The 16,689-nt window shown below is 61.7% G+C and carries 17 protein-coding genes; 9 read left to right on the top strand and 8 right to left on the bottom strand.

The window, feature by feature from the left end; translation table 11 throughout:
- Nucleotides 1–3: 3 nt before the first annotated feature.
- Together Q0974_RS01940 and Q0974_RS01935 are read left to right on the top strand one after the other, a co-directional pair.
- A complete protein-coding gene (locus tag Q0974_RS01940) occupies nucleotides 4–873 on the top strand; it encodes a class I SAM-dependent methyltransferase (RefSeq protein ID WP_299321997.1) in 870 nt (289 codons plus the stop codon).
- An 87-nt stretch (nucleotides 874–960) separates the two neighbouring features.
- A complete protein-coding gene (locus Q0974_RS01935) occupies nucleotides 961–1,518 on the top strand; it encodes a hypothetical protein (protein WP_299321995.1) in 558 nt (185 codons plus the stop codon).
- A 94-nt stretch (nucleotides 1,519–1,612) separates the two neighbouring features.
- On the opposite strand, the gene Q0974_RS01930 is transcribed toward Q0974_RS01935, so the two are convergent.
- Nucleotides 1,613–1,888, bottom strand: a complete 276-nt coding sequence (locus tag Q0974_RS01930) for a hypothetical protein (protein WP_299321994.1) — start codon at nucleotides 1,886–1,888, stop codon at nucleotides 1,613–1,615.
- Nucleotides 1,889–2,077: 189 nt separating this feature from the next.
- A complete protein-coding gene (locus tag Q0974_RS01925; protein ID WP_299321992.1) occupies nucleotides 2,078–2,287 on the bottom strand; it encodes a hypothetical protein in 210 nt (69 codons plus the stop codon).
- A gap of 51 nt (nucleotides 2,288–2,338) precedes the next feature.
- Between Q0974_RS01925 and Q0974_RS01920 the strand changes: the two genes are divergently transcribed.
- Complete coding sequence (locus Q0974_RS01920) at nucleotides 2,339–3,085, top strand: hypothetical protein (protein WP_299321990.1); 747 nt, start codon at nucleotides 2,339–2,341, stop codon at nucleotides 3,083–3,085.
- Here the strand turns inward: Q0974_RS01920 and Q0974_RS01915 are convergent.
- From Q0974_RS01915 to xseA, 5 genes are all read right to left on the bottom strand, one after another.
- The gene (locus Q0974_RS01915) at nucleotides 3,075–4,583 is read right to left on the bottom strand and encodes a putative 2OG-Fe(II) oxygenase (protein ID WP_299321987.1); all 1,509 of its coding nucleotides are present in this window, start codon (nucleotides 4,581–4,583) and stop codon (nucleotides 3,075–3,077) included. The two genes, Q0974_RS01920 and Q0974_RS01915, sit on opposite strands and share 11 nt — an antisense overlap.
- Before the next feature lie 130 nt (nucleotides 4,584–4,713).
- Entirely contained in the window at nucleotides 4,714–7,629 is a 2,916-nt protein-coding gene (locus Q0974_RS01910; RefSeq protein WP_299321985.1) for a TonB-dependent siderophore receptor, read from the bottom strand.
- Between the two features lie 273 nt (nucleotides 7,630–7,902).
- The gene (locus Q0974_RS01905) at nucleotides 7,903–8,826 is read right to left on the bottom strand and encodes a M23 family metallopeptidase (protein WP_299321982.1); all 924 of its coding nucleotides are present in this window, start codon (nucleotides 8,824–8,826) and stop codon (nucleotides 7,903–7,905) included.
- Nucleotides 8,823–9,026: a DUF2093 domain-containing protein gene (locus tag Q0974_RS01900; RefSeq protein WP_299321980.1), complete on the bottom strand. Its 204-nt coding sequence runs from the start codon at nucleotides 9,024–9,026 to the stop codon at nucleotides 8,823–8,825. Before Q0974_RS01900 ends, Q0974_RS01905 begins: the two co-directional genes overlap by 4 nt.
- A 12-nt stretch (nucleotides 9,027–9,038) precedes the next feature.
- Complete coding sequence (gene xseA / locus Q0974_RS01895) at nucleotides 9,039–10,445, bottom strand: exodeoxyribonuclease VII large subunit (RefSeq protein ID WP_299321977.1); 1,407 nt, start codon at nucleotides 10,443–10,445, stop codon at nucleotides 9,039–9,041.
- Here xseA and purD point away from each other — a divergent pair.
- From purD to Q0974_RS01865, 6 genes are all read left to right on the top strand, one after another.
- Entirely contained in the window at nucleotides 10,444–11,715 is a 1,272-nt protein-coding gene (purD, locus tag Q0974_RS01890) for a phosphoribosylamine--glycine ligase (RefSeq protein ID WP_299321974.1), read from the top strand. The two genes, xseA and purD, sit on opposite strands and share 2 nt — an antisense overlap.
- 63 nt (nucleotides 11,716–11,778) lie before the next feature.
- Nucleotides 11,779–12,486, top strand: a complete 708-nt coding sequence (locus tag Q0974_RS01885; RefSeq protein WP_299321972.1) for an OmpA family protein — start codon at nucleotides 11,779–11,781, stop codon at nucleotides 12,484–12,486.
- 101 nt (nucleotides 12,487–12,587) lie between these two features.
- Nucleotides 12,588–13,154, top strand: coding sequence for a hypothetical protein (locus tag Q0974_RS01880; RefSeq protein ID WP_299321969.1), 567 nt, complete (start codon nucleotides 12,588–12,590; stop codon nucleotides 13,152–13,154).
- A 91-nt stretch (nucleotides 13,155–13,245) separates the two neighbouring features.
- Nucleotides 13,246–15,051 carry a VWA domain-containing protein gene (locus Q0974_RS01875; protein ID WP_299321967.1) on the top strand — a complete coding sequence of 602 codons (1,806 nt, stop codon included), beginning with the start codon at nucleotides 13,246–13,248 and terminating at the stop codon, nucleotides 15,049–15,051.
- Nucleotides 15,052–15,148: 97 nt separating this feature from the next.
- Nucleotides 15,149–15,643 (top strand): hypothetical protein, encoded by a 495-nt coding sequence (locus Q0974_RS01870; RefSeq protein ID WP_299321964.1) that lies wholly within the window; start codon nucleotides 15,149–15,151, stop codon nucleotides 15,641–15,643.
- A 34-nt stretch (nucleotides 15,644–15,677) separates the two neighbouring features.
- Nucleotides 15,678–16,262: a DNA-3-methyladenine glycosylase I gene (locus Q0974_RS01865; RefSeq protein WP_299321961.1), complete on the top strand. Its 585-nt coding sequence runs from the start codon at nucleotides 15,678–15,680 to the stop codon at nucleotides 16,260–16,262.
- 13 nt (nucleotides 16,263–16,275) lie between these two features.
- On the opposite strand, the gene Q0974_RS01860 is transcribed toward Q0974_RS01865, so the two are convergent.
- Nucleotides 16,276–16,689, bottom strand: coding sequence for a secondary thiamine-phosphate synthase enzyme YjbQ (locus tag Q0974_RS01860; RefSeq protein ID WP_299321959.1), 414 nt, complete (start codon nucleotides 16,687–16,689; stop codon nucleotides 16,276–16,278).

Raw genomic sequence — 16,689 nt, 5'->3', positions numbered from 1 at the left:
GGCATGAGCAAAGCACAGGCGTGGAGCGCCTATTGGAAGCAGATGGGCGAAGCGGGGGGCTGCCTGCCGGGTGCGCCGCCCGCCGTCGACGCGCAGCTGACCGAGTTATGGACGCAGTTTGCCCGGCGATTCGATCGTGGTGCCAAGCTGCTCGACCTCGCCTGCGGTACGGGCGCGGTGATGCGCGCGCTGCTGCGCGGCAATGGCGATCTGGATCTGACGGGCGTCGACTATGCCGAGCTGCCGAAAAGCCGATCTAAGAAGACCAAACTCGTCGGTTCGACGGACATCGCCAACCTGCCATTCGATGACGAACGCTTCGATGGCCTGACCAGCCAGTTCGGCATCGAATATGCCGATGTTGCCGCGGCTGCCCCCGAAATCGCGCGCGTCGCGAAAGCCGACGCTATGGTGCAGTTCATCGTCCATCACGCGGACAGTCCAATCGTAGAACAGAATCGCAACAGGCATGCGGCGCTAAACGCTATCGCGCGCTCTTCCATTCGCGACATGGCGCGCAGAGCGACCAGCCAGCCCGGCAGCGATACCGCAATGTTAAGCCAGACCTTTTCGCTGATCGCGCGCAGCCATCCCGATCAACCTGTCGTGCGGGAAATCGCGGCGGCGATCGACCATGCGGTTCGCTTCGGCGGTGCGGGGGCTGACAAAGAACTCGACCGGATCGAGGCCAGCCTGGAACAGGAGATCGCCGTATTGAGCGCATTGCTGGATGTCGCGCTCGGCAGTAGCGGTGTGGCGGAATTCACGGCAAGCCTCGCCGCGCATTTTGACTCTGATGCTGCGCGACCGATCCAAATTCAGGGGCTTGCTCGACCGATCGCCTGGTCAATCTCGGCCCGGCGCAAGGCGTAACGCCCTCAGGCTAGCCATGGGCGCGATTATCGGTAATGAAGGAGCCGATTCTCCGGCCGCCCGGCCGTCCATATCGGAGTCTGGATAATGCGTATCTTCCGATCTTCCCTTGTCTGCCTTACCGCCGCTCCCCTTTTTCTTGCTTCGCCGGCCCATGCCGATGACGGCGAAGAAGCGCTCGAGCCGTTTCGCGAATGCGGAACGATCACCGAAGGACCAGCGCGGCTTGCCTGTTTCGATGCCGCCCTTGCCGGCGCCGATGCCGCGCTCGAGGCGCGCCAGGAACGGCGGCGACGGCGCACGGTAGAGGATTTCGGCCTGTCAGCCACGCAGATCGAAGAGCGCTACGACCGCGAAGTAGAGCGCGCGCGCGAAAGCGGTGGCGACGCGGAAGACGTCGCGGATTTAGCGCCACCCGAACCGACGGAAGTCACATCGAATATCGTCGAGACTTTCACGGACAGCACGCGCCGGCGTGTATTCCTGTTAGAGAATGGCCAAATGTGGCGAGAGGGCAGCAATAGCAGCTTGCGCGGCCGGATTCGTGTCGGATCAAGCGCAACCATCTCGCGCGGTGGGATCGGCGGCTATCGGCTGCGCGTCGAGGGCCGTACTGGATTTATCTCGGTATCGCGCATTCGATAACCGACCGGGCTATAGCGCCCGCAAAGAGGCTGTCTTTCCAATTGATTGGCCACGCCAACTTACGGGCAATCGATAGCAAACCGGCTCATGAACGCTAGTTGCGTTGCATCGAGTCCCGGGTTGTATCGTCCAGTATCCGGCGAGCGTCGCGATTGCCGGATTGCGCGAGTTCGCGCCATTCTGCAATGGTCAGACATGTGCGTATGCGCCGAGCGTTCGAACCGGTCACCCGGCGCGTTTGGCAACGTACGCGCTGATCCGGATCCTCTTCGGCTTCCTCCACGCCAGGCGCTTCTTCCTGGATCATGGCCATAGCTGGCGTACTGAACGCGATTATTGTGGCGGCCACAACGGGCACGACTATCTTCATTGCAAAACTCCGCAACTATTATTCGAAAATAACGATAAACACCCTCCCAGTGTATCTAATCGAGTGTCTACTCTCTAAACTGGATATGGACAAGGGTGGGTCCATGGCGTGATTGCCAACCGGCCGCTAAACGTCGACACCAGACTCAATATTGCGGAGCCCTCACTGTTTATGGTCAAAACCTTCTCTCTATCGCTGGATGATCCCGCAGTACTGGTGCACCGTTACGATGAAAGTGCAGATGCATTCCATTTCATCCGGCTCGATCGGGATACGCGGCGCAAGACGACATTCCTGTCCGAAGAAAATCTGCCGGGCGATCAGACGCCGGTCGTCGTCGCTCGAAAAGATGTCACGTTGAAACAATATGCAGGCTCTCCGCTGCATTACATCTTCCATTCGGGGTTTTGTTGCTCGACTCTGCTTGCGCGGGCTCTGGATCAAACAGACATGAGCACCGGTCTCAGCGAGCCCATGGTTTTGCGCGATATGAGCGGTTATCGGCAGCGCAGTCTGGACAAGGATCGCGCAATCGCAGTTCTCGAGCAGACGCTGAATTTGCTCGCGCGACCATTCGAAGCCGGCGAAGCAGTAATCGCCAAGCCGTCTTGCACCGTCAATGGGCTGGCCGACACTCTGCTAGCGGTGCGCAACAATAGCCGGGCGTTATTTCTATACGCGCCGCTTCGGCTATTCCTGAACTCAATCGCGCGCAAAGGCATCACCGGACGCCTATGGGGCCGCGAGCTTTTCATCACGACCCAGAAAACCGCGCATGTTGATCTCGGCTTCGATGACGAGCAACTTTTCGGGCAGACCGATCTACAGATCGCCGGACTCGCCTGGCTGGCGCAAAACCGGATTTATGAGGATTTGCTCACCGAACATGGCGGCGATCGCATTGCCTCTCTCGATAGCGAGACCTTCCTCGCCCGCGGCGCCGAGAGCCTTGCGCGAATCGGGCGGCTCTTCGCGCTCGACATGGACGAGGCGCGCGCGCAGGCGATCGCCGATAGCGCCGTATTTCGGCGCCATTCCAAGTTCGGCGACGATTTCGATGCTTCAAAACGGCGCGAGGAACAGGCTGCCGGCGAATCCGCGCATGCCGACGAGATTGAAAAGGTCGCGGTCTGGGTCGAGACGGTTGCCGAAGGCCTGAACATCCCGATCCGGCCCAGCGGCAGTATCATGGGCTGATCGGCGCCTGCACGTCGAAGGCAACGGTCAGCCGCTCGCCGGCATCGAACGGGATCGTGCCGTGCCACATGATCGACGGGAAGAGCGCGAGGGTACCGACTTTCGGCTCCACTATCTCGAACGGTTCGAGGTCTAGGCCGAGCTCCTCGGGCGGTTTCCCGAACGCCAACCAGCCGGCCGGCGGTTCGCCGAAATCCTCCTGCAACGGGAGGCTTACATAGAGGGCGGAGCTGTACCAGCCCCGGGGATGGATATGGTTTGTATGCCGGCCGGCCCCCGCCAGTCGCACGGACCAGGAGCCTCCGAACTGAAAAGGGCCTGGGCTGTGTCGCAGGACCGGATGATCGGAATCGATAGGCGCAAGGGTATGCATATGCGCGGTCACGGTATCGACGATGGCCGCGCGCAGCTCCCGAATTTCGGGATCGGCGCGGGCGAATAGCGGCCCGTCGGTTTGCGTGCCACCCCGCACCGATTGGCCAGCCATGTCGGCCTTGAGCACATGAAGCGTCCGCAGATGTTCGGCAAAGGCGGTCATATCGACCCGTTCTCCGATGTCGTAGGTCTTGATCAATCGCTCGTCGCGTTCGAGCCAGTCCCAACGGGGGTCGTCCGTCATGCGCCAGGCGAGGCCGAGATATGGCCACATCTCGTTCGCATCGGCATCCTGCATCCGCTCCTCGCCGCATTTTGCGGCCTGTTCCGGCCTTCCGGTTCTTAGCATGTGCCGCATGTACCGCACTGCCAGCGGCATTTCCGTGTAGGGCACAACACGATCGAACAGCCGATCAGCACGGTCAGGATCGCCAACCTCGGACGCGCAAATCGCCTCACTAATATCGAGCACACGAACATCGGTGACATACTTCCGAGCGCGTTCGACGACCGTATCGGCAGCGTTGAAGCGACCAACCTGGCACAACGCATTGATCAGCTTGAACCATAGGCCTTGATTGCTGGGATGTGTTGCGAGAGCGCGTTCAAAGCCCGCCGTGAAATGGTCGCGCTCGCCGTTCATCCAGCGCAGATTGGCGAGCAGTTCCTGCCCTTCGATCCAGAGCGGATTGCTCCCAAGCAGATCGTCCAGATCGGCAATCGCCGCTTCTATGTCGCCGACGGCCGACTGGGCAGCGGCGCGCCCCATTATAACAGACCCATCGGCAGGCGAATACTGCCTAGCCTTGTCGAACAGGTCCGTTGCCGGTCGGCCTGCTTCCATCGTCACCCGCGCTAGCGCGTGGGTAACTTTCGGATCGCGGGGCGCAATCGCGACCGCGCGCGTAAAAGCCTCGATCGCATTCGCCGAGTCCTCGTCGGCGCGATACATCAGACCCAGGACGTGCCACAAACGCAGATGGTCGGGATGCGTTTCGAGCGCTGCCCTTATCGCCGGAATGGCCGCCCTCGGCGTACCGGCATCGCGTTTGCGCATGGCTTCAGCGATTATGGCCTTCGGGTCCGGCCCGTCTGACTGTTGCCCGCGGCTCCGTTCGGCCATTTCGTGCGCAATACCTCGATAGCTTTAGCCAAAAAGGTTTTGATACCGGCTCATGCGCGTATCCGGCAAGTGCAAAGAAAAGGGCGGCAAGGTTTCCCTCACCGCCCATTTCTTGTTCCGGAGCTCGCTACTAGAAGCGAAGGCGTCCGGTAACCGAATAACGACGGCCAAGCGTGTCGTACGTTGTCGGCCATGTGTTACCCGAGTTGAACGTGCTCGGTCCGATGAACGAACTCGAGATCGGCGCGTCACGATCAAGCAGGTTCTGGATCGCGAACGTCACGTCGAAATTCTCGCTCACATTCGACCGGAAGGACAAGTCGAAATAACTCGCATCATCGAAGTATTTGAACTCTTCGCTGAACGTGGCGTTCGTCGCAGCGCCTTCGAGCGCGATGCTGTCGATCCACCGCCACAGCAGCGAGATGTCAACGAGATCGTCGATGCTCACCGTGGTGCGGAAGTTGAACGCGAATTCCGGCGTGATCGGGAAACAGTTTCCGCTGAACAAGCCGACACAATCGCGATTCACCGATGTTGGCGTAGGCTGCTGCAACTGCTCGTCAACCCAGGTACCAGTGAAGTCCCAGTTGATCGAACCAAAGCTGACCGGCAAGTTGTAGACAACACGCAAATCGATGCCTGACGTCTCAAGCGTACCCAAGTTGTCCAGCAGGAAGATCGCACCAGCGGTCTCGCCGCCACCGTTCAGTGAACCGTTGATCGGATTACGACCAACCGCAGCACATTCCGGCGCAGCCGGATTCGGTGTCGGATTTGCCCGGTCCGGGCCGAAGCACGGATCCAGAATATCGTCAATCGTCGGCTGCGTGATCGCGTCCGTGACCTCGATATTGTAGTAGTCAATCGTCACCGCAAGTCCAGGAATCTGAGGCGGTGTTATGACAAGACCGATTGTGAGACTGTCGGCTGTCTCAACGTCCAAGTTGGCGTTACCGGCCTGGGTCGAGTTGATCTGACCAGCGGAAGGTTGAGGAATAAGGCCGCCATCGACGAACGGTGCGGGCGCACCCTGTGCAATACAGATCGATCTCAGCGTTGCATCCATGGTCGGGTTCGCACCCGCGCACGGATCAACTGCCAGAGGCGTTAGCGTAACAACCGCGGGCTGGAACAGTTCGGCGATGTTCGGCGAACGTACCGACCGCTGATAGATGCCACGGATCGCGAAGCCCTGGAAAGGCTCCCAGGTGCCGCCCGCTTTCCACGTAACGCTCGTACCCGTGTTGGAGTAATCCGAAACACGGATACCGCCCTCTATCGTCAGATTGTAAAAGCCCGGAACGTCTTCGATGATCGGAATGATCAACTCGGCAAAGCCTTCGATAACGTCGAACCCGCCGCTGAATGCAGCTGCCGGCGCACCGGTACCAAGCACCTCGTCTTGGGTGCCGGCCGCGACGCCCGGATTCTGCGCCACTGTGAGGTCACGATATTCAACACCGACAGCGAAACCGACCGGCGTTTCGGTGAAGAAACCGGTCTCTCCGAAGGTGCCCGCAAGCGAAGCGTTCACCTGCGCTTGCGTCACGTTAACCGTGAAGCTCGACGGCTGGTTAAAGAAGGCCACGGCACGCGGGTCGATGTTCGTGCCAACGCCGCCGCCGAACAGGTTGATCGGGAAACAGCCATTGCTCGGATCCGCACAGGTGGTCGGGCTCGTCGCATCGAGCGCTTGCTCAATACGGGACTTGAGACCCCAGCCGCGCCGCGTCGTCGTACGATCCGATTCACCATATGTGGCATACACATCGTAGCTGAGCGTCGGGCTCAGATCACCGCGAACACCAGCCCATACCTGGAACTGGTTCGTCGTGATGTTGGTCTGACGGGGGCCCTGCTCGACCAGACGGCGATTGATAATCACGTCAGGCGCAAGATAGTTGGGATCTTCCGGACCAGTCGCCGCACCAGCAGCTGTACAGGTCGCCGGATCGATCGGGTCTATCGCGCCGGGCAAGAACGTCGTTGCGCAAATTTGCTGAAGCTGGGTATCCGTTAGGAATGGATTGTTCAGCGGGAAGCGGAACGGGTCGCCGAACAGACCGGACGGAGCCAGCTGCAAGTCAACAACGCTCTTTGTGAACATGCCGCGTGAATAGACTTCGATTTCCGGAGTCACTTCGTAACGAGCCGAACCGAAGATATTGTAGCGTTCAAGCGGCGTCTGGAAGAAGTTGAACGGCGCGAAGTTGAACGTGTTGAACACCGGCACAAAAGTCTGGCCGTCGGTCGCGTTCTGCAACGTGCTGTTGATCGTAGTAGGCACCGACGTACCCGAACCGATGACGCTGTTAACATTCGCGAACAATGCCTGCTGCGAAATCTGACGGTTGGCCTGCAGAACGTCATCGACTTCCTGATAACCAACGCTGAGAACCGCGTTACCGCGACCGTCGTCGAAGTTGGCGCCCAGCGTGAGGTCGGCACGGAAACGTTCACCGTCGCCGCGCTCGGTGATACCGAACGTGGTAGCAGCTTCGAGGCCCTCGAAATCGCGCTTCGTCACGAAGTTTGCAACACCCGCGATAGCGTCGGCACCATAAACCGACGAAGCGCCGCCTGTAACGATTTCGACCCGCTCGACGAGCGCAACCGGAATGATGTTAAGGTCGGTCACCGACGCGATGCTCGAAGGCACGAGACGCGTACCGTCAAGCAGCACGAGGTTACGGTTCGTGCCCAGGTTACGCAGGTTCAACGAGGCGAAACCGCCGCTGCCGTTGTTAACACTGTTGTTGATGCCGGGCGAAATACCGGGAAGATCGCCAATCAGCTCCTCAGCGTTGGTAGCCTGGCGAAAATCGATTTCGTCCTGGCTTACAACCTGGATCGGGCTCGACTGTTCGAGGTTCGGGTTCGTAATGCGCGAACCCGTGACAACGATGGCCGGCTGGCCCGAGGTGCTTGCGGACGCGAGCTCATCGCTATCCTGCGCGAACGCAGGAGTCGACATCATCGCGACGCCGATCACGACAGGTGCGGCACCCGCCTTCAGTTGAGTAAATTTGGAAGTCTTGGTCACGTTTCCAGCCCCTTATTCTGGAGTTAGATACCGCAAAATCGCGGCCTAAATTCTAGCCTTTGCTGGGTTGGTCCAAGCATGCGACCCGCGCAGCTCACCCATAGGCTTGCAGCGTCACTGCATGGAGATTGGCGGCCTGTAAAGCATCGGTTCGGCCTCCTAGGCGGGTTCGCGAGGATATGTCGCCAAAATGCAACAGTTTGTTGGGGCGGCCCGCACAATCCATTGGCCAAAGCGCTTGGTTACGCCGATCTTTGGAAATTAATCAGGCTTTTAGCGGTTTCCGGCACCGGAACGCGGCATCGGCCCGACAAGGAATTGCGGATCGATTCGCTCGGTGCCCCATTTCATCCCCCAATGGAGATGCGGGCCGGTCGACCGGCCGGTCGACCCGATTGCCGCGATATTCTGGCCACGCTCGACCCGGTCTCCCTCTTCAACGTCGATACGCGACAGGTGCAGAAATGCGCTGTTGAGCCCCATTCCATGATCGATGATGAGCAGATGGCCTTCAAGCGTGAACGGCGTCTCCGTCGCCAGCACGACAACACCGTCGGCCGGGGACACAACCCGAGTCCCAGTAGGACGGGCGATATCGACACCGGAATGATAGGAACCCGGCTCGCCGCGATAGATGCGCTGCGACCCGAACACGCCACTGATTCGTCCGGTCACCGGCCAGAGAAATTCCTGTTGCCAGCCATTGGTATCGGACTGAATTTCGCGCGCCGCCACGATCTGCGCGAGTTCGGGCGCGCGCCGGCGCTGAAATGCAGCCGAAGAGTAGCCACCCCGTCGCGCGACATTGACATGCTGGACTGGCCAATTGGTCGCAGCGATGGTGAGGTTTTCGCTCACCGTTTCACCGTTCTCCAGAAATGCGACAAGCCGCGCCGAAGGTCCGTGATCGCGCCCGAAACCGATCAGGAAGCGCCCTGTTTCGGTCATCGGAATCTCAGTATCGCCCAGCTGCAGCCGCCGCGTGCCCGCCGGCGCCTGACCGTGCACGAGTCCGCCCTGCCGGAAAACGCCGTGCAGGCTAAAGCCTGTGCGGGCGGATCGGTCATCGGTCTGGGCTAAAGCAACGCCTTGCTGGGCGCTATCCGCACCATTTGCGTAGCCCGGCGGAACATAGGCAATCGCGCAAACACAGGCGACTAAAAACAGCAGGGCCGCCCCAACCAACCCCTTGATCATCGCGCGGCCTCTGCCGCACGCACGGCAATCTCGGCGCTGGCATAGGCTTCCTGCTTCTCGACGCTCCAATACCGCAGATCGTCGAGATGAATCGCTTCGCCGGTTACCCCACACAGCACATGGTCGCCGGGCGCGATCATCCGGTAATTGTTCGCCATATAATGGAGCTTGGCGGTCCGCCCGCCACTCATCGTCAACATTTCCCTGCGCCTCTAATCGAACAATCCGCCCTGGCCGGATTCGGCCATGGGCTTGCGGCGCTTAGAATAGGCGCGCTTGCGGCCATCCTCAACCCGGGCATCGACAGTCCCGTCGGCCAATCGGACCGTGAAGGCACCGGCCTTCCGAACCGCCGCCGCGCTGACCAGCGTACCGCCATCGCGATCCGTCACCCGCGCATAGCCACGTTCGAGCGGCCGTTCGGGATGGAGCTGTTCCAGCAGGCGGGAAAGGCCATCCAGCCGAGTCAGTCTATCGGCCAGGCGCGCCTCGACAAGTCCCGGTCTCAGCCGGTCAGTGCGCCGGGCAAGCGCAATCCGGGCAAGATCGAGCCGTCCCTCCAGCACGCGCGGCAGCCGTTCCACCAGTTCGTCGACCCGCTGGGCCTGTGCCGTGAACAGCGTTTCGCGCCGTGGCAGGAGCCGCGCAATGGCGCTGAGGCGCTCGGCCAACCGACCGGCATGCCGCCGTATCGCACCCATTGCCCGGGTCCCGCTTTGCGAGAGCATCGCGAGCAGTTCCGACCGCACCGGCACGGCCAGTTCGGCCGCGGCCGTCGGCGTCGGCGCACGGCGATCGGCCGCGAAATCAGCCAGCGTTGTGTCCGTTTCATGCCCGACCGCCGAAATGATCGGAATTTTGCAATCGGCTATGGCCCGAACGACGATTTCCTCGTTAAAGGCCCAGAGGTCTTCGATCGATCCGCCACCGCGCGCAACAATGATGAGATCGGGCCGCGAAACGGGCCCGTCCGCATCCATCGAATCGAATCCGCGCACGGCCCGCGCGATCTGCTCCGCCGCGCCTTCGCCCTGGACGATGACCGGCCAGAGGACGACATGGCTCGGCATACGATCCGCAAGGCGATGCAGGATATCGCGGATGACCGCGCCGGTCGGCGATGTCACCACACCGATGGTGCGGGGCAGAAAGGGCAAATGCCGCTTGCGCTCTTCGGCGAACAGCCCCTCCGCCGCCAGCGCCTTGCGGCGTTGCTCGAGCAGCTGCATCAGCGCGCCTTCGCCCGCGACTTCCAGACTTTCGATAACGATCTGATATTTGGACCGGCCCGGATAGGTGGTCAGCTTGCCGCTCGCGACGACTTCGATGCCGTCTTCCGGCGCAAAAGCGAGGCGGGCGGCCTGGCCTTTCCAGATCACCCCGTCGATCACCGCCTTGTCGTCCTTGAGGCCGAGATAACAATGGCCCGAGGCCGCCCGCTTGAACCCGGAAATCTCGCCCCGGATACGGACATGGCCGAAGCGCTGTTCCACCGCGCGCTTAAGTGCCTGCGATATTTCCGAAACCGATAGCGGCTGCGCATTGTCGCCTTCAGCGCTCTCGGCTAGGAGCGCAGCGGCGGGTTCGTTACGGCCATGTTCTGAAGAGGAAGACTGCATGAATGTCCTGTTGCTGGGGTCGGGTGGCCGCGAGCATGCGCTGGCCTGGAAGCTGGCACAATCGCCAGACCTGACCAAATTATATGCCTCGCCCGGCAATCCGGGGATAGCCGAGCATGCGGAACTCGTCGAGATCAAGGATGGCGACCATCGCGGAACCATCGATTTCTGCCTGAAAAAATCGATCGAACTCGTCGTGATCGGACCCGAAGCACCGCTGGTCGACGGCCTTGCGGATAATCTGCGGACAATGGGTTTCGCCGTATTCGGCCCGGACAAGGAGGCCGCACGGCTCGAAGGATCGAAAGGCTTTACGAAAGACCTGTGCGCCGAGGCAAACATCCCGACAGCCCGCTATGCGCGTTTCAGCTCGGCTGAAGCCGCATTATCGGCGCTCAAGGAATTCGGGCTGCCGGTCGTTATCAAGGCGGACGGACTGGCCGCCGGCAAAGGCGTGATCATCGCGGAAACGGCTGAAGACACCGAAGCAGCAATCGAGGGTATGTTCGACGGCGATTTCGGCAAGGCCGGCGCCGAAATCGTGATCGAGGAGTTTCTCGAAGGCGAGGAGGCGAGCTTCTTTGCCTTCATCGATGGCGAAACCGTACTTCCCCTCGGTTCGGCGCAGGATCACAAGCGTGTCGGCGAGGGCGATACGGGACTCAATACCGGCGGCATGGGCGCATACAGCCCCGCCCCGGTTCTCGACGAGACACTGACAGGGCGCGTGATGGACGAGATCGTGAAGCCGACCGTCGAGACGCTCGCCAAGCGCGGCACGCCCTATAGTGGCGTGCTGTTCGCCGGGCTGATGCTCACGGAAACCGGGCCGCAGCTGATCGAATATAATGTCCGGTTCGGCGACCCGGAATGCCAGGTGCTCATGATGCGGCTCGAAGACGATCTGCTGGCGCTGATGGTGGCGACCGCCGAGGGCCGTTTGAGCGAGATCGCACCGCCCGATCTCGGCAAGCAGAGCGCGATGACCGTCGTCATGGCGGCCAAAGGCTATCCGGGCACGCCGGAAAAGGGATGCCCGATTTCCGGGATCGAAGCCGCCGAGGCCGATGGTGTGAAGATATTCCATGCAGGAACGTCCGATGAAGACGGCCAGCTCGTCGCCAGCGGCGGACGCGTGCTGAATGTAACAGCTCTCGGCGATACGCTGCGAGACGCCAAAGACACAGCCTATGCCGGAATCGACGCGATCGACTTTGCCGACGGCTTCTATCGCAGCGATATCGGCTGGCGCGAACTCGAACGTGGTTAACGATTTGCCAAAACCTGCGTTGGGCGACACAATTCCGCAATAAAGGGGGTTGGGGAGCATTATATGCCGGCGCAGGCAAAATTGCTGATCGGGCTGTTGGCAACGATCGTGGTGACATGGCTGTGGCTACAGCCATTCGGGCAAGCCGCGGCCATCGCCGAGGATCTGGAGCAGCGCGCCAGCGAAACGCTGGCATCCCACGGTGCCGCAAATGTCGACATTGCTGTCCAGTCCGATCCGGTGCGGCGAGTGATCGAACTTGACGGCGAAATTGGCAATTCCGAACGTGGCGAATTGCGCGATGCGGTGATGGCGCTATCGGGCGTCTCCGATGTCGTATGGCCCGAAGCCGATCCGGCCGAGATCGAACAGGCTGCGGCGATCGAGAATAGCGCGGCGCAAGATTGCCGCGAAACGGTCGAAACCGCGATCGGCGGCGAACGGATTCAGTTCCGCAGCGGATCGCCCTATCTCAATCCTGCCGCGCATCGTTTGCTCGACCGGATCGCCGAAGCGGCAGACGGCTGCGAGGGCATCCGCATCGCGATTACCGGCCACGCGAACAGCAGCGGGCGAGCAAACGTCAATAACGAGATGTCCGCCTTCCGCGCGACGACGGTGCGCGACGCGCTGGTCGAGCGCGGTTTGCCCGCGGAGATGCTGACAACGGCGGGCCGGGGATCGGGCGAACCGCTCGGCGGCAACCCGGCCGATCCGGAGAACCGGCGCGTCGACTTCGAGGTCAGCCTCGCTGACGGGGAGGCCGGCTGATGTTTGCATTATGGATCGAAGTCCTGCTGCTCAACCTGGTTGCCTTCGGAATCGGAATCGCCATCGCCTGGTTCCTTTGGGGGCGGGGAGAGGCATAGGTTATGGGCTATCTGATCGCTTCTTTCTGGCTTCCCATGCTCCTTTCGGCCGTGATCGGCATGGCGACCGGCGCATGGGTCTGGCGCCGGCCAGCCCAGGCTGCATCGGCCGCCGATCTGGTCTATCCGGCGGCCGGTTCGTCGGTTGCCGCATCCGAGCCACAAGCAGCGGAGGCAGCCGAGGAACCACAGCCGGACCCAGAACCCGAACCGGAAGCCGCACCGGCTGAACCGGAATCGGCGGAAGCGGAGCCCGAGTTGGAAACGGAGCCCGAGCCAGACACACCGCCATCGCCCTTTCTGACCGAACCCGACGGCGACCCGGACAACCTAACCCTGATCAAAGGCGTTGGGCCCAAGCTCGCCGATATGCTCCACGATCTCGGCGTGTTCCATTTCGCGCAGATCGCCGACTGGGGCGAGCATCAGGTCACCGAAGTCGATTCGCAGCTCGGCAGCTTCCGGGGCCGGATCGAGCGGGACCGCTGGGTCGATCAGGCCCGCCTCCTGAACGCCCGCAACGTCGCCGCGTTCGAGCGGGAATTCGGCAAGATGAACGGTCCGCTCTAGCCGGCATCGCGGCCCCCTCACCATCATTAACGGCCCATTCAGGCGGGCACCGGATTATGGCGCACGGGTCGGTTGCAGAGGGAGGAATCCGATGCGCCTATTGTCTTTCGCGCCCATCGCGGCGCTCGTCCTGACCGGACTCGTCTATTCCGTACAACCGAGCGAAGCGACGCAGCGGCCGATGACACCCGCGACCGCGGACGAAATCTGCGCGCCGTTCCTCGTCGCCGATGACGCCGAATATGAGCGGCGCCGCTATCGCGGTAGCGGCACCGTGGCCAGCGCTCCGCCGCCACCCGCTCCGCCTCCACCTCCGCCGCCCCCTCCGAGCCAAGCCGCTGATGGATCGATAGTGGTATCCGGTTCGCGTGTAGCTAGTCCTAACCGCGAACAATCAATGCCAGTCCAAGCAGTCGGCGGGATAGCAAGCCACAGCGTCAACCGCGCAGCTGTAATGCCACAGAACCGCGAGCGCTATGATGGCGAGGCCGTCGCTAGCATCATGGCCGTTGCTGACGAGCCCGTCTCCACCTTCGCCGTGGATGTCGACACGGGCAGCTATGCCAATGTCCGCCGCTTCCTGAACCAGGGGCGGGTGCCACCACAGGCCGCTGTGCGCACCGAGGAAATGGTCAACTATTTCCGCTACGATTACGCTCGGCCCGCCGACCGGACGCGGCCGTTCAGCATCACAACCGATATGGCAACGACGCCGTGGAATGAGAATACACGGCTTCTGCGCATCGGCCTGCGTGGCTATGACATCGAGCGCGGCGAACGTCCCGCGGCCAATCTCGTTTTCCTTGTCGATGTCTCGGGCTCGATGCATTCGCGCAACAAGCTGCCGCTCGTCCAGTGCTCGATGGCGATGATGGCCGAACAGCTAAATCCGCGCGACCGCGTGTCGATCGTCACCTATGCCGGATCGACCAAGACGATCCTGACCGGCTCGAACGATCGTGACGAGATCATCGCGGCGCTCGGCCGCCTGCGCTCAGGCGGATCGACGGCCGGCGCGGCAGGCATCAGCCTCGCCTATGACGCGGCCCGCGCCAATATGATCGAGGGCGGCATCAACCGCATCATCCTGGCGACCGACGGCGATTTCAACGTCGGCACGACCAATCGCGACCAGCTGATCGAGATGGTCGAACGCGAGCGCGAAGCGGGGATTTCGCTTACCACGCTCGGCTATGGCACCGGCAATTACAACGAAGCGATGATGGAGCAGATCGCCAATCACGGTAACGGCAATTACGCCTATATCGACAGCGCGATGGAGGCGCATCGCGCGCTCGTGCAGGAGCTCTCCTCGACGCTGTTCACCATCGCGGCGGACGTGAAGATCCAGATCGAGTTCAATCCGATGCATGTCCGCGAATACCGGTTGATCGGCTATGAAAACCGCCTGCTCGCCGAGGAGGATTTCGATAACGATACCGTCGATGCCGGCGAGATCGGCGCCGGTCACCAGGTGACCGCTCTCTACGAGATCGTGCCGGCGGGATCGCGCGGCTGGCTCCCGGAGCGGCGCTATTCGGGCAACCGGCCGGAAGCGCGCGGCGGCGAGGGCGCAGAACTCGCGCATCTCCGATTGCGCTACAAGCTGCCGGGCGAAGACGAATCGCGCCTGATCGAACAGCCGATCGGCCGCAGCGCGATGCTCAACGCCCGGGCGCCGAGCGGCGATATGGCGTTCGTGACCGCTGTCGCGGCCTTCGGCCAGCGGCTCCGCGGCGACACCTATCTCGGCGAATTCGACTTTGCTGATATAAGGCGACTGGCCCAGACCGGCGGCCGAACCAGCGATTATTGGCGCGGCGAATTCGTCACGCTGACGGAGCTCGCCGAAGCGCGCAGCGCGCCCGGCGGCACGCGCGAAGGCGGCAGCCGCTAAGCGAACACAAGTCGATCCGCAAGGGTCGTTCATGCAATCTTGCATGGGCGGCCCGCGCCCGGCATAGGCCGCCGGATATCCGATCCCGGAGGCCCCGTTGTCCGATACGCTGCTCTACGTCCTGATTGCCCTTGCCGTGCTCGTCGCGGCGATCATTCTTTTGCGCCTTATGGGTGGCAAGAAAGATACGCCGGCAGACCCGGTCGACGCCGGCGAAACACCGACACCCCCGAGCGTTGCTGACACGCCGATCTCGGACACGACACCGGAAGAATCGGTCCGGGAGGTTGGTCCCGAATCGCCCGATTCCAGCCCTGCAGCCGCACCGTCCGACGATCCCAACAGCGACGAAAGCGAGCCGCTCACCCAGATTAAGGGGCTAGGATCAAAGGCAGAGGCCAAGCTCAATGCACTCGGCATAAATCAGTTCGACCAGATCGCGAGCTGGACGGACTCTGATGTCGAAACTATCGGCGCGGAACTCGGCGACATGGCGCAACGCATCGCACGCGACCGCTGGGTCGAACAGGCCGGCCTGCTCGCCGCCGGCGATATCGCCGCGTTCGAAGCGAAGTTCGGTAAGCTCGGCTAGACCGGCGTACACGCCCTATCGGGAGACAGGCGCGATGGAATTGGTGACAGGCACCGACGGCAAGAAGCGCTGTTTCGGCAGGCAGCCGAGCAAGGAATTCTACGCGCGCTATCATGACGAGGAATGGGGCGTGCCTGTGCATGACGACCGAATACTGTTCGAGTTCCTGATCCTCGAAGGCGCGCAGGCCGGGTTGAGCTGGGAGACTATCTTGCGCAAGCGCGACGGCTATCGCGCGGCATTCCATGAATTCGATGTCGAACGCGTCGCGGCAATGAGCGACGCCGAGCTGGAAGCGCTGCGCGAAGACGAAGGCATCGTGCGCAACAGGCTCAAAATCTACAGCGCCCGCAAGAATTCGCGGGCCTTTATCGCGATGCAGCAGGAATATGGCTCGTTCGCCGCCTGGCTATGGGATCATGTCGATGGCGAGCCGCTGATCAACCGCCCGCAAAGCTTCGCAGACGTCCCGGTCTCGACGCCGCTGTCCGATACGATCTCGAAAGCGCTGAAGAAGCGCGGCATGAGCTTTGTCGGCACGACGATCATCTACGCCTATCTGCAGGCCGTCGGCGTCGTGAACGATCATGTGAAGGGGTGCTGGCGCTATCCGGAATGACGGGCGCGCCGCGTTATTCGCCCGCCAGATGCAGCACGACCTCGCGCCGGTGCGGGCGGCGGCGATGTTCGAACAGGTAGATGCCTTGCCATGTCCCGAGCGCCAGCCGCCCGTCGATGACAGGAATGGCGAGATGTGTCTGGGTCAGCGCGGATTTGAGATGCGCGGGCATATCGTCCGGCCCCTCGCTATCGTGAAGGTAGTGCGACCCTTCGGGCGCAAGCCGGTCAAAAAAGGCGATCAGATCGTCCTGAACCTCGGGCGCGGCATTCTCCTGAATCAACAGCGAGGCCGAGGTGTGGCGGACGAATAGGGAGAGGAGGCCCTGCGATACGCCGCCATCGGCAATCCATGACGCAGCGTCGCGAGTGAACTCTGTGAGCGACCGTCCGCTCGTTTCAATGGTCAGAACGCCGGTATGGTGCAC

It is taken from the genome of Parasphingopyxis sp. (assembly GCF_028279465.1).
Classification (GTDB): Bacteria; Pseudomonadota; Alphaproteobacteria; order Sphingomonadales; family Sphingomonadaceae; genus Parasphingopyxis.
Note: the sequence above shows the minus strand (reverse complement) of the source record. Positions and strands in the feature narration are given on the sequence as shown.